The 14,697-nt window shown below is 41.9% G+C and carries 9 protein-coding genes and 2 pseudogenes; 4 read left to right on the top strand and 7 right to left on the bottom strand.

What is annotated here, in order from left to right; translation table 11 throughout:
* Positions 1-56: 56 nt before the first annotated feature.
* The 3 genes and pseudogenes from BM195_RS16525 to BM195_RS16535 all read left to right on the top strand — a co-directional run.
* A complete protein-coding gene (locus tag BM195_RS16525) occupies positions 57-1,805 on the top strand; it encodes an ABC transporter ATP-binding protein (RefSeq protein ID WP_090241066.1) in 1,749 nt (582 codons plus the stop codon).
* Positions 1,806-1,818: 13 nt separating this feature from the next.
* Entirely contained in the window at positions 1,819-3,663 is a 1,845-nt protein-coding gene (locus tag BM195_RS16530; RefSeq protein ID WP_090241069.1) for an ABC transporter ATP-binding protein, read from the top strand.
* 45 nt (positions 3,664-3,708) lie between these two features.
* A pseudogene (locus BM195_RS16535) lies at positions 3,709-3,888 on the top strand (DinB family protein); the annotation flags it as partial.
* Here the strand turns inward: BM195_RS16535 and BM195_RS16540 are convergent.
* The 5 genes and pseudogenes from BM195_RS16540 to BM195_RS16560 form a co-directional block, all read right to left on the bottom strand.
* A pseudogene (locus tag BM195_RS16540) lies at positions 3,889-4,320 on the bottom strand (PEP/pyruvate-binding domain-containing protein); the annotation flags it as partial.
* A 659-nt stretch (positions 4,321-4,979) separates the two neighbouring features.
* Complete coding sequence (gene cydC, locus BM195_RS16545; RefSeq protein ID WP_090241075.1) at positions 4,980-6,698, bottom strand: thiol reductant ABC exporter subunit CydC; 1,719 nt, start codon at positions 6,696-6,698, stop codon at positions 4,980-4,982.
* The gene (cydD, locus tag BM195_RS16550) at positions 6,695-8,428 is read right to left on the bottom strand and encodes a thiol reductant ABC exporter subunit CydD (RefSeq protein ID WP_090241077.1); all 1,734 of its coding nucleotides are present in this window, start codon (positions 8,426-8,428) and stop codon (positions 6,695-6,697) included. The genes cydC and cydD overlap by 4 nt, the downstream gene beginning before the upstream one ends.
* A 39-nt stretch (positions 8,429-8,467) precedes the next feature.
* Positions 8,468-9,481 (bottom strand): cytochrome d ubiquinol oxidase subunit II, encoded by a 1,014-nt coding sequence (locus BM195_RS16555; protein ID WP_170848288.1) that lies wholly within the window; start codon positions 9,479-9,481, stop codon positions 8,468-8,470.
* On the bottom strand, positions 9,478-10,827 hold the full coding sequence (locus BM195_RS16560; protein ID WP_090241081.1) for a cytochrome ubiquinol oxidase subunit I: 1,350 nt from the start codon (positions 10,825-10,827) through the stop codon (positions 9,478-9,480). Before BM195_RS16560 ends, BM195_RS16555 begins: the two co-directional genes overlap by 4 nt.
* Positions 10,828-11,079: 252 nt before the next feature.
* Here BM195_RS16560 and BM195_RS16565 point away from each other — a divergent pair, with 252 nt between their 5' ends.
* Positions 11,080-11,745, top strand: coding sequence for a potassium channel family protein (locus BM195_RS16565; RefSeq protein ID WP_090241083.1), 666 nt, complete (start codon positions 11,080-11,082; stop codon positions 11,743-11,745).
* 223 nt (positions 11,746-11,968) lie between these two features.
* Here the strand turns inward: BM195_RS16565 and rnjA are convergent, their stop codons facing one another.
* Together rnjA and BM195_RS16575 are read right to left on the bottom strand one after the other, a co-directional pair.
* A complete protein-coding gene (gene rnjA, locus BM195_RS16570; protein WP_090241085.1) occupies positions 11,969-13,636 on the bottom strand; it encodes a ribonuclease J1 in 1,668 nt (555 codons plus the stop codon).
* 3 nt (positions 13,637-13,639) lie between these two features.
* Positions 13,640-13,849: a DNA-dependent RNA polymerase subunit epsilon gene (locus BM195_RS16575; protein ID WP_090241087.1), complete on the bottom strand. Its 210-nt coding sequence runs from the start codon at positions 13,847-13,849 to the stop codon at positions 13,640-13,642.
* Positions 13,850-14,697: the final 848 nt, after the last annotated feature.

The following is a 14,697-nucleotide window of genomic DNA, read 5'->3' on the forward strand; positions in this document are numbered from 1 at the left end:
TATTTCGGAACCCGTTATATTAGATATTATGAAAAGTCATCGGGGAGGGAAGGCAGTTGAATACTTTTAAAAAATTAAAACAATTTTATTGGCCATATAAAAAGTATCTCTTGATATCATTATTTTTCCTGTTGTTTGTTGTAGCCATTACAGTTGTTTATCCAATTGTTCTGCAGTTAACGATTGATGAAGTTGTGCTGGAGGAAAGGTATTCATTGATCCCGTATATAGCGGCTGGATTCTTTCTCATTATGCTTTTGAAAGGTATTTCTACATTTTTCCATCAATATATGGGGGATGTCTTTGGGGTAACCGCTGTATACAAGCTTCGGGAAGCATTGTACGAAAAACTTCAGGTGTTATCGTTTAAATACTACGATAATGCCAGAACCGGAGATCTTATGTCACGAAAGACAACGGATGTGGAAGGTTTTCGTAATTTCCTATCATTTGGTATTTCTGATTTTATCGAGATTACCATGCTCATCTTGTTCAGTTTAGGGGTCATGTTTTACTATTCCGTACCGCTTGCACTGATTACGATGGCTGCTATGCCATTTTTGGCTGTGGTTGTGTTTAAATTTGACAAACGGGTCCATCCGGCATTTAGAGGGATCCGTAAATCATTCGGCAGGCTGAACACCCGTGTACAGGAGAATATCAGTGGGATGAATACAGTGAAATCATTATCTAAAGAGGACTTTGAAGTCGGAAGGTTTTCTGACAGTAACGATAATTATCGACAAAATTATTTGTACACATCCAGCATTTGGGCAAAGTATTTTCCGGTGATGGAATTCATCGGGAATATATGTGTCGTTCTTTTACTGGCATATGGCGGTTTTCTGGTCATTAACAATGAACTGAGCCTGGGGGCACTGGTAGCATTCTTTCAGCTTGTCTGGTATATTATGGGGCCATTGATGAGCCTTGGATTTGTCATTAATATGTTTTCACAGGCGAAGGCATCTGGTGAACGGCTGCTGGAAATTCTGGAAGCAACAGAAGATATCACAGAAAAAGATGGAGCGATCGATGAACCGATTGCTGGTCATGTCACATTCAAGGATGTCACGTTGACGTATACAAAAGACGATGACAAAGCACTTAAAAATATTTCATTTGATGCACCTGCTGGAAAAGTAATCGGTCTGAGCGGCTCGACAGGATCGGGAAAAACGAGCATTACACAACTGATTCCCCGTTTTTATGAGCCTGAGAAGGGTGAGGTACTGGTGGATGGAAGGCCTGTTGATGCGTATCAGCTAAAAACATTACGCAGTCATATCGGGTTTGTATTACAGGAATCGTTTTTGTTTTCGACAACGATCAGGGAAAATATCCGCTATGGTAATCCGGAGATACCGGAAGAAAAAATTATCGACGCTGCAAAACGGGCGCAGGCGCATGATTTTATCATGGAAATGCCAAAGGGTTACGATACGATGCTGGGCGAACGCGGGATGGGTCTGTCAGGCGGACAGAAACAGCGCATCGCCATTGCCCGGGCAATTTGCATCAATCCGAGTATTTTAGTGCTTGATGATGCAACATCGGCCGTTGATATGGAAACAGAATTCCAGATTCAAAAAGCTTTAAAAGAGGTTATGAAAGGGCGAACCACCTTTATTATTGCGCATCGTATCTCATCGTTAAAACATGCTGATGAAATCCTTGTGCTCGAGGACGGGGAGATCGTTGAACAGGGCAGACATGAAGAACTGGTCCATAATAAAGGTCAGTATGAACGGATCTACAATATTCAGTACCAAGACCGGGAACAGATTATGAATACAGCAACTTAAAGAGGAGGTGAGAATGTTGGCAAAATCAAAAGAAACACAGAATGAAAATCGTCATTTAAACCGGTTTTATTACACAGTCGATCATGCTGTGGAAAAGCCATTTAACTGGAAGCAAATGTGGCGTTTGCTGACGTATATAAAGCCATATACCAAAACCTATTTACCAGGTGCTGTAATCGCAATGTTCATCTCAACTGCCGTCCGTTTGATTGTCCCAATTCTGATTGGGAAGGTCGCATTTGATATCGTCATCGCCAATGAAGATACGACGATGCTTACTTATCTTGTAGTGGGCATTGCGATATTATACCTGCTGAGCTATGTTGGAAATGCTTTTCGGATTAAGTGGGTGAACATACTGGGACAAAATGTGATTTATGACTTGCGGCAACATTTATTTTCACATATACAGCGGCTGTCACACCGTTTTTTTGATACACGTTCGGGGGGATCGATTATTGTTCGGATTATGAATGATACCAACTCCCTGCAGGAACTGTTTACGAACGGAATTATCAATCTGCTGATGGATGTTGTGATGCTCACCGGCATTATTGTTATATTATTGGTGCTTAGTCCGAAGCTGGCTCTGGCCATTATGGTTATTCTGCCGATCATGTTTTATATTTCAACTAAACTTAGGCGGAATATCCGGCGTTCATGGCAGGATGTACGAATTCAGCAGTCACGTTTGAATTCCCATCTAAATGAGAGCCTTCAGGGAATCCGTATAACCCAGTCATTTTCCCAGGAAAAAGCGAATGAAGAATATTTTGATGGGGTCAATACCGATAATTTTAAAAGCTGGCGCACGGCCACTAAAAAGAGTGCTATGTTCGGCCCGTTTGTTGAAATGAGTAATGCAATTGGTACGATCATTCTTATCTCCTTTGGTGCCTATCTCATTTTGCTAGGTGAGGGCAATGGTGGTATTGCCATTGGAACATTTGTATCATTTGGTTTTTATATCGGTATGTTCTGGGAGCCGATTTCCAGGCTTGGACAGATGTATAACCAGCTGCTGATGGCTATGTCTGCATCCGAGCGTATCTTTGAATTTCTTGATGAACAGCCGAATGTGGTTGATAAAACAGATGGTGTTGATTTGACTGACATGAATGGCCGTATTGAATTTGACCATGTCCAATTTTCGTATGATGAAGAACGGATTGCACTGCATGAAATATCATTGGATATTAAAGCGGGCGAATCGATTGCACTTGTAGGTCATACCGGGAGCGGCAAGTCAACGATTGCCAATTTGATCAGCCGTTTCTATGATCCGACAAAAGGTTCGGTTAAAATTGACGGGCGTAATTTGCGTGATGTTAGATTGAGCAGTCTGCGCCGTCAGATCAGTGTCGTCTTGCAGGACACCTTCATTTTCTCCGGCACGATAATGGAAAACATCCGGTTTGGGCGCCCGGATGCAACGGATGAGGAAGTCATTGAGGCGTCAAAAGTGGTCGGAGCCGATGATTTTATTCAAAGACTGGCAAACGGATATGAAACAGAAGTGGAAGAGCGTGGCAATATCCTGTCGGCAGGTGAGCGGCAATTATTATCATTTGCGAGGGCACTGCTGGCCGATCCGAAAATTTTGATTCTTGATGAAGCAACGGCAAGCATAGATACCGAGACAGAAGTAAAGATTCAGGCAGCATTACAAAGGCTGCTGAAAGGCAGAACGGCTATTATTATTGCTCACCGGCTATCGACCATCAGAGAGTCGGATAATATCTTTGTACTGGAAAATGGCAAGATCCTGGAGAACGGCAGCCATGATGAACTGATGCAACGGCATGGTGAATACTTCGATCTTGTCAAATCCCAGTTTGAAATGCTCGATGCGATGTAGGAAGTGGCTCACATAATAAGGTGGAGGATACCGTGATGTTTAAAACTGTTTCAATATAACTGGCAAGTTCAGGATGATTGTTTTAAATGGTGTGAGGGTGTTTCTGAAGAAGAATTATTAAAGAAACGTGTGGGAGGAGTTGGCAGTATCCTATACACTCTGTTGCACATTGTGCATGTTGAATACAGCTGGATTTTAGATCTAAAAGGCGAACCGGAGCCTGAATGCATCTTTTCCTCTGATGTTTAGATAGGTATCCTGCTGACCAGCAAAAGAGGCATGTGGTAAATCTTCAGTTGTTGCACTGGAACGTACTGCATAAGCGTGGTTTTCGCCAAACCGGGAGAGTGTGTGAGTAATTGCTTTCACAACATCGGAAGGAATTTCTGCTTTCAAAATGATTTTCCGAATCTCCCTGCTGATTCCACCAATCTTTTCTCGATCCCCTGCTTTTAGCAGGGTCAGCTCTTTTAGCAATGTGTGGAAGGCATCCTTATTTTCGAGAGATTTTCTAAAAGCTTCTGTGGTAATACAAAATCCTTCTGGAACCTGTATTCCATGAATCTTCGACAGTTCCCTTAAATTAACCCCTTTCCCACCAAACACCATTTGCCGCGTTTGATCAATCTCACGAAACTTTAAAACATATTGTTTCATTACTTTCCCTCCCATTTAATAGCTGGTGACTACGTCAAAGAAGCAACATCACTTGATTTATACTAACAATTTAAAAAAGTAAAAAAAGACTAAAAATGGTTAAGTAATAATGGTATAATTAAACTAGGAGAAGAGGCAGTTGTCGATTATTTTATCGTAACTGCCCTCTTTTTTAAGATGATGATACATGGGTATTAAGATGCTGGATAAAGAAGCCATTTTGAAATCGATTCAGATTTTAGTAAGTATAGCTTTGTGAAAATATTATCTAAAAAGGAAAAGTTTTAATAGATATCTGCTATCAATATAGTTCAGGACAGCGGACAATTGAGATGGCAAAAACGATCCCTTGTCCGAAAGTGATTCATTCCCCACTTATTTTGGGCTGTTGCTTTCCCAAAATTGAAGTGGGGGTCTTCTCGCCAGTGAATGATAAAATCGGTTAACGGTTTTAAACATAAAAGGGAGAATGTTCATTGGAGACGGAAATAAGTTAATCATGATTTTTATATTGATATATTACATCCAAAAACGCCCAGAATTTAATCTGAGCGCTTTTGTTTGCTAGTAATTCCTAGTTATTCAATCAGTAGGATATGAATTTAGATACCAGCAATTTTCCTTCTAAAATTGATCCCATTATATAAACAGGGAGTTTTCTACAGCAGATCTTTTTCAATCTGTTTCATTTCATACAAATACCCTTGTTGCTGCATCAATTCGGCAAATGTACCAGATTCAATAATCTTACCGTGATCCATGACAATAATTTGATCCATTTTCTCCAGATTTCTCAAGCGATGACTGATGAGCACGAGGGTATCATGTTCAGCCTGGTCAAAAAGGTGTCGGTAAATGGTCTCTTCGGCCAGGGCGTCGACAGATGATGTCGGTTCATCCAACAGCCATATATGTGCATTCTTTAGCATCGTCCGTGCTATGGCCAGTCGCTGTTTTTCCCCGCCGGAAAGGTTTTCGCCTTTTTCATACACCGCATCACCCAATGAAAGATAATCAAGCTCTACTTTGGCCAGTGCAGCCTCCATTTCCGGATCGGTTAATGTCTCATCCGCAATCAACAAATTGCTCCTGACAGTCCCAAAGAAGAAATGGTTTTCCTGCAGAACGACATTCAAATTTGCCCAAATGGATTCCTGCTCGATTTGATTGATTGACAGTCCATCCAGTTGAATATCACCCTGATCGGTATGATTCATTTTCAACAGCAGCTGAAAAAGTGTCGATTTCCCGGAACCGCTTGGCCCGACAAGTGCTGTCTTTGAACCTGCAGGCAGTTTCAGGTCAATGTTTCTCAGCGTCTGACGGGGTTCATCCGGGAATGAAAACGAAACATTTTCCATATAAATCGGGAAGGCATGATCCGACTGCGATAACGCTTTGTCGCCATTGATTATCCCATCTTCATTTTCGTGCTCCACGACTGCCGATAGACGGTTAGCGGCCCGTTTACTGTCCTGATAGTGGATTGGAAAGACAGCCATCGGTCCAGCATCCTCAAAAACTGTCAGGGAAATCATGACAAGCATTGCGAGCAGTATTCCTTCCAGCTGACCATCGAAGACGAGGTAAGCCCCTAATGCCAGCACACACCAGGAAACAATCAGCGACATGAATGCGTTAACCGACTGACTCGTTAGCTTATTAATATTTTCTTGTTCCTGATCGTTGATATAGGCATCAGATGATTGAATGAGATGTTGTTCTTTTTCATCCAGCTTCTGATATATTTTCAGATCACGGAAACCATTTAGGAATTCGGCAGCCTCTGTTGATAATTCGCCTCTTTGCTCCCGGACACGACGATCGATCTTTACTTGTTTTCGTGCAAATAACGCCGGCACAACAAACACCGTCAGCAAAAGCCCCACTAACAGAACAATGGCCACATAAATGGAAAAGAACGCGGTAAACAGGATGGTACTTATAAAGACCAGCAGTAGAACGATTGGCGGATAAAAGACTCTCAAAAAGAAATGCTGCAGTGTTTCAACATCACCAACAACCCGAGATAATAGGTCGCCACTTCTATATTTGTGAAAAATACCCGGGGCTAATGGTTCCAGTTTATTAAAAAACGCAACACGCAAATTGCTTAAAATCGTAAATGTCGCCCGGTGCGAAAAATAGCGTTCGGCATAACGGGCAATGGCTTTAGTGATCCCGAGTAATTTGACAGATGATGTCAGAATGATTAGTGTATAAAAAGGCGGCGTCAAGGCAGCTTTGGATATGAGATAGCCACTTGCTGCAAAAAGACCTACAGCTGTTATACCAGCAATAAAGCCAAAGATGATCGAATAAAAAATATCCCGTTTTTCCAGTATCATTAATTTGATAATCATGGCTAAATCTTTCATTCATTCTTCACTCCTTGCTGAAGTGATACCATGTTCCGATATTCTGGAACTGTTTCAACCAGTTCATCATGTGTCCCTTCAGCCAGCAGGTTCCCATTTTCCAGAAATAGGATGTTATCAGCATGCTTGATCGTATGAAGCCGATGGGCGACAGTAATCACCGTAGCATCCCGGGACAATTGTTGGATCGATTGCTGCAAAATGCGTTCTGTATAAAGGTCGAGGCCGGTTGTCGGCTCATCAAACAGAATAATAGATGGTTTTTTTAAAAACGCTCTGGCCAATGCAAGGCGCTGCATTTCCCCGCCGGAAAGTCCGCGTCCAGCCTCACCGACACGTGTATCGTAACCATCTTCCAGTGTTTGAATCAGATCGGCTATCCCCGCCTGTTCAGCTGCGTGTTCAATCTCTTCCCGGCTGGCATCAGAATTTCCGCCAATTGCGATATTTTCTTCAATCGTTCCTGAAAAAAGGTAGGGATGCTGCGAGATATAACTTAGCTGGTCAAACCAATCTTTTTCACGGTATTGCATTAACGGCTTCTCATGAACGAAAATCTGTCCATCGGCAGCAGGAAGAAGACCGGCGATCAGATGCAGCAAGGTCGTTTTTCCGGAACCGCTTCTGCCGGCAATTGCAATTTGACCGTAAGATGGTATGACTGTTGCGATATTTTTCAAGGAAAATTGACCTTCACCATAAGCGAAACTGACATGCTGCAGACGAATCACTGCCGGCATTAATTCTGCGGGCAAATTCTTTTTCCCCCATTGAACGGGCTGTTCGGTATCGGTTAATGCATCCGTCACTTTTTTTGCTGCGCCCATACTGCTCCGTCCACTATGAAACGTACTGCCGAGCTGTTTTAGTGTGGTATAAAATTCGGGCGCCAGTACTAATAAAAAGAACGCCGTGAAAAAGGAAATACGCTCGTAAATGATAAGCTGAATGGTCAGTTCGAGGGCGACAATGCCAATACTGAGCATCGAAATCAGCTCAAGCATAAATGAGGACGTAAACGCGACTTTCAATATTTGCATCGTCGCATCGCGAAAACTGAGGCTGCTTTTTTCGATGGCATTTTCTTGTTCTTTTGCCTGTCCAAATAATTTAAGGGTGGTCAGTCCTTGTAACGTATCCAGAAAACGTCCGGAGAAGGCAGCCAGTTTTTCCTGCTGTTCTTCTGATTTGGTTTTCGTTTGCATGCCGATAATGATCATAAAAATGGGTATGAATGGAGCTGTAATGACCATAATCAGCCCTGTATTGACATGCTGGCTGAATACAACACCTAAAATAATCAGCGGAATGATCGATGTCTGGATCAACTGTGGAATATATGCACTGAAATAGCTGTCCATTTCATCAACTGCATCCAGCAGTGTACTGACCTTCCCGCCGGATTGCCCCTGTGACGAACTGCTGATGGCTGTTCCTGCAAATTTATGCAGCAGCGATTTGCGATAACTTGCTTTAACGTCTGCACCTATTTTGATCCCGATGCGGCCATTGATATAGGATGCAGTCGTTCGAATCAATAGAATAGCCAACAATCCCCAAAGCAACCATACAATTTCGGAAAATGTCAGCTGTTGTAAAAATACCCGATCGACAATTGTCACGAGGAAATATGCCTGCAAAATAATCGCCACTGCTGTTATGACAGACAGGGCAAACAGGAATGACAGTTGCCACTTATATCCGAATGTAACCTTTCTTAAGCTGTCCATAGCTTCTCAGTCTCCCAAAGAATGATCAATATCTATCAGCTATTTTTTGCCTTTGACATAGTCAGCATTGAACAAAAACAGTCTCATCAGCAGTATCAAAGAAGGAATTAATAAGAGTAATCCACCGATAAACGCTATCACAAGTGCTATTCCCATTGATTCATGTGTAGCACTGTCATCAATTGTGATGAATGGATCAAGGATATAAGGATAATGCCCGATGCCATAACCGAAAAAGGCAAAGAAATATTGCAGCATAACACTGATAAACGCCATTCCGTAATATTTTCCCCGATACAGGAGCCATGCAGCCATCATGAAAAATCCGACCGATAGCCCGAACATCCACCATAAGTCAAGCATACTTTCGTAATGTCTGGAGTTATGTTGACTCAAAAAGATAAACGTCGTCAGTGCAGCGATAATCGATGGTGTACTCCAAAACAGGGCAAACTTGCGTACCAGATTTAAGGCCGGATAATCCTGAGCACGTGCTGCGTAAAATGTTAAAAAGGATGCACTGATAAACAGTACTGACACAATCGATAATGCAACGATACTCCATGATAACGGGCTTGTGAACAGTTCCAGGTACTGCAGTGAGACCACACCGTTCTCTTCTGTGATAAATCCGCCTTCAGACAATGTCAGTGCAACCGATAAGGAAGCAGGGATCAGTAGGCCAGTAGCACCATATAAAAACATATAAACCGTACTTTGTTTGGATCCATAATTTTCAAAGGCATAAAACGATCCGCGAATCGCCAGTAAAACGATCGCGATACTGCCCGGCACCAGTAATGCTGTTCCATAGTAATAAGCCGTTTCCGGAAAGAATCCGACAATCCCGACAAAGAAGAAAACGAAAAAGACGTTTGTCACTTCCCAGACAGGAGACAAATACCGTGAAATCAGCTTATTGATCACGTGGTCCTGTTTAGTAATTTTAGCATAGTATGCAAAAAACCCTGCACCAAAATCAATTGAGGCCACAACCAGGTAACCGTACAAAAATATCCATAAAACAGAAATACCGATTAGCTCATAGCTCATGATTCATCACCCTTTTCATCAGTTGGATACTGTTTCTCCAATTCTTCCTCAGCCGGATTGTTCCGGAACAATTTACGCAGTGTCACAATGCATAATGTCCCTAATACGATATAAAGCGCCAGGAAAAGGAAAAACATCAGACCGATATAAGGTGAAGACGTAGCAGCTTCTTGAACTGTCATATACCCCCTTATAATCCATGGCTGTCGTCCCTCCTCGGCATAAATCCAGCCGAATTCAATGGCCAGCATTGCCAAGGGTCCTCCCAGTACAATAAGTGAAAGTATAGCTTTGTTATGCTCGTTACGTTTTTTCATTTTACTTAACATAAGGTACAGTAAAGCAACACCAGGCAGGAAGAAGCCGATCGCGACCATCAGGTCAAACATATAATGCACCCACAGCGGTGGCCACTTATCCTCGGGGAACTCTTCCAGCCCTGTCACTTCAGCATTGAAATCACTATGGGCAAGAAAACTTAAAACATTAGGGATGCGAATTTCGCCAATGGCCTCATGGGCATCATTCAGCCACCCGAAAAGAATCAGATCAGCCCCTTCCTCGGTTTCAAAGTGCCATTCTGCCGCGGCCAGTTTTTCCGGCTGGTGAGCTGCCAGGAATTTAGCTGATGAATCTCCGGCAACAGCTGTTAAAACCGCAAATATAAACGTTAAGGTCACGGTGAGTTTCAAGGCTTTTTTATGATAGTCTGTCGCTTTCTTTCTCAGAATCATAAAAGCTGTTATGGCTGCCAAAATTGCTGCACAAGTTAAGTAGGCGGACGTTAACACGTGGAACACTTTTGTCGGGGTTGCTGGGTTTAACATGGCAGCAATCGGATTAACGGCGGCAAACGTCCCATTTTCCATGGCGAAACCATCCGGAGTGTTCATAAAGGCGTTGACGGTTGTAATAAACATGGCAGAAAAGCCCCCGCCAATAATAACCGGCAGGGAGAACAGCCAATGGATGTATTGATTTTTAAACCGTTCCCACGTATATAAATAAATTCCCAGAAAAATCGCTTCAAAGAAAAATGCGAAAACTTCCATAAATAATGGCAGGCTGACGACATTGCCGGCAACCTGCATAAAATTCGGCCATACCAGTGATAATTGCAGACCAATAGCGGTTCCTGTTACGACACCGACGGCTACCGTAATGACAAACCCTCGGGTCCAGCGTCTTGCCAGCAGCCGGTAATGCGGATCCTTCTTTTTAATCCCGATAAACTCAGCAATCGAAATCATCAGCGGTACACCGACGCCAAGGGTTGCAAAAATAATATGAAAGCCCAGTGTCATAGCTGTAAGTAACCTGCTTATCAGAACTGTATCCATTTCCATTGGGGGGAGTCCTCCTTGATTGGGAACATGACATCTATCATATCAAACGTATTATATACGAATTGCTGGATCGCAGTTTCCCTTATATAGATAGTATAAAACATTGTAGTTCAATCTCATACTTACAGCTGTGACAACAGGGTGAAAACTTTGTATCAAAATCGTTACAATGGAAACTCGCTAAAATATTCATTGCGTCAGATATCTTGTGGTATGATAGACTATGAATAAATACAATATGGAGGAAGCAGAATGAAACGAGACTATGCAGTGATCGGGTTAGGGCGTTTCGGCGGCAGTATATGCAAAGAACTCAGTTCAGAAGGAATGCAGGTACTGGCCATCGATTCGGATGAAGATAAAATAAATGAATTTAAAAATATTGCATCACATGCAGTCATCGCTAATTCTACTGATGAAGCAACATTAAAAGAATTAGGCATTAAAAATATTGATCATGTGATCGTCGCGATCGGTGATAATATACAAGCCAGTATATTAACAACAGTTGTTTTAACTGATCTTGGCATTAAGAGCATTACGGTGAAAGCACAAAATGACTACCATGAGAAAATTTTAAACCGGATCGGTGCAAATCACGTTGTTCATCCTGAAAGAGATATGGGGAAACGCATTGCCCATAATATTATATCCAATAATATTCTTGATTATCTTGAACTTTCTGATGATCATAGCATTGTTGAAGTGAGAGCGGGCGAAAAGATGCGCGGCAAAACCTTAGTAGAACTTGATATCCGGGCGAATTACGGCTGTAACGTTGTCGCCATCAAACGTGATAAAGACATTAATGTTTCTCCTGCAGCCGATGATGTACTTAAAGAGGAAGATGTCCTTATCTTGATCGGTGCTGACAAAGATATATCGAGATTTGAAAAGCACTTGGTAATCGACAGGTAGTGAAGCACTGACCCCCATTTAAAAGGGTGTTCACGTCCACAATCGCACTGAAAACAGAAAAGGTGGCATGAAAATTTATTTTATTTTCATGCCACCTTTTTTAAATGACTTTCGATCGTACTAATGAATAGCGTCTCAAGTACTGGAATGTGAAATCGGCTGATTCGCCAATATCCTGATCCCCAGCCTATGGAAAGACAAGGTTTCAGCCGAATCTTTTTATTTAAACTTCCATAATGATCGGTAAAATCATTGGTCTGCGCTTTGTTTTTTCAAAGAGGAATGGCGCAATTGTATCGGTTATTTCATTTTTGATTTCCGACCATTGACTTGTCTTGCGTTCCATTACTTTATCCAAATGTTTTGCAACAAGTTTCTGGGCTTCATTGATCAAGTCTTCTGATTCCCGCATATAGACAAATCCGCGCGAGATGATATCAGGACCTGATGCAATTTTAAACTCTTTCATGTTAATACTGACGACAATCATGACAAGCCCTTCTTCAGACAGAATACGGCGATCACGTAAAACGATATTGCCGATATCTCCTATCCCGCTTCCATCAACATAAATGGAACCTGATGGGATTTTTCCGGCAATCATCGCGTTGTCACTGCCTAATGCCAAGACATCTCCATTATCCATTACAAATGAATTAGTCGGATCAATGCCACATGCTTCACCAAGTTTAAGGTGTTCCTTCAACATACGGTATTCACCATGAATCGGCATAAAGTATTTTGGCTGCATAAGTCTGAGCATCAGTTTTTGCTCATCCTGGCTTCCGTGCCCGGAAGTGTGGATATCACTTAATGGACCGTGGATCACATCCGCTCCGGCACGATACAGCTTGTTGATTGTCCGGCTGACGCTTACAGTATTACCAGGGATTGGTGATGATGAAAATACGACCGTATCACCAGGGATAATTTGAATTTGACGGTGTGTACCATTGGCTATCCGTGAAAGTGCTGCCATCGGTTCGCCCTGTGATCCTGTACATAGGATCGTAACTTTATGTGCAGGAAGACGATTGATCTGGTTTGCCTCGATAAATGTATCGTCAGGTGCCTGGATATAGCCCAGCTCCTGTCCAATACGCATAGAGGATTCCATACTGCGTCCAAATACAGCAATCTTTCGGTCGTGTTTAACTGCCGCTTCAACCACCTGCTGCAGACGATAGATATTTGATGCGAATGTTGCAAAGATCAATCGCCCTTCGACTCGGCTGAAAATGTCATGGATGTTCTCCCCGACAACCCGTTCGGACATTGTAAAACCAGGTACTTCACTGTTTGTACTGTCTGAAAGCAGGCAAAGCACGCCTTCTTTACCGATTTCAGCCATTTTGGTTAAGTTTGCAGGATCCCCAACAGGTGTAAAATCAAATTTGAAATCACCAGTATGAACAATATTCCCAGGTGGTGTTTTAATAACGATACCATATGAATCAGGAATACTGTGAGTTGTACGGAAAAAGGAAACGGATGTTTTACGGAATTTAATGACATCATCTTCTTGAATGGTATTTAACTTGGCATTCCGTAATAAGCCATGTTCTTCCAATTTGTTTCGAATTAAGCCGATTGCAAGTTTTCCGGCATAGATAGGCACATTTATTTCACGCAAAAGGTATGGGATCCCTCCGATATGATCCTCATGACCGTGTGTTATGAATAATCCTTTAATTTTATCCTGGTTCTGTGTCAAGTAAGTGTAATCAGGAATCACATAATCGATGCCAAGCAGTTCGTCTTCCGGAAATTTAATTCCGGCATCGACAAGGATAATTTCATCCTGGAACTGGATGCCATATGTGTTTTTCCCGATTTCACCGAGTCCGCCTAACGCAAAAACAGCTGTCTGATCATTTTTGACAAACTTCATATGTTAGACGGTCTCCAGTTCAAAATGTCCGGATTGTTTTTCATAAGCCAAATGTGCATCATTCAATACCTGAATAAATTCAATGTTATAGTTGCGGCCGGATAGTTTATCTCGTACATCTCTTTCTGAATCAGCTTCAATATATAAACTTTTCGTACGTTCACGTACAGGAATTTCATCCGGCAATTCCTGGTATAAAACTTTAAAAATCATAGTTATCTCTCCTAACGTTTCAATTCTTTTGTTTAAGCATGTTGTTTTCCGTATTCCTTTTCATACTGGTGTAATATTTATCCATTACAAAATAGCTGACGTCAGCAGATGAGAGCAGATGAATATGACTATTCACCTGCGGGTATAATTCCGACAGTACAGTATCGTAATAAATGGATGTTTCCGCAGCAAATTTGATTGTTTAGTTCCTTCTTCAACAAGCAGAAGGAATATATACCCTGCCGATCCATAGAGCCGTCATCCCTTTCTCACAAACAACTATGGATTGACGGAATGGGGGCCGGGTTTTTCCTGCATGATTGGTTTATTCAAGGTAGTCCTTTTTAAAAGTTGTAGGTACACGCCCTCTGCCCAGAAAATCTTTCCAGCGTTTTTTCAGCTTTTCTTTTAGGCGTTTCAGCATGAGAAATGCATCTCCTTTCAGTTGTTTAAGAAAAGCAATAAAAACGTTCTACCGATCCAATCCCTCTTACCTATAGTATAATACGGTTTGAACAATTTTGAAATAAAAACACTGTATTTGTTTCAAAAAGATCTGCTTTTTCCGTTATGCAGACAAATTCAACATTATTTACTTACATCTATTTTTTGCTGCTTATGTAAAATTATACAGGAACCTATGTAAAAATAGATTCCTGTAAATCGTGCTTTATCCGGCATTAACAGGCAATAAGTTCCTCACATCAATGGGTAGCGTAAACCTTGAAAGTATGCAGGATCCCCGCTGAATGGAGTTTCACTTTATCCCGCATATAACTGATCGTAAAACCCCCTGATAAAGGAATGGTCATTTGGGCAAAGCGAGAACGGGGGTTAACGACCAGTAA

It is taken from the genome of Lentibacillus halodurans (genome assembly GCF_900112045.1).
In the GTDB taxonomy this organism is placed as follows: Bacteria; Bacillota; Bacilli; order Bacillales; family Amphibacillaceae; genus Lentibacillus; species Lentibacillus halodurans.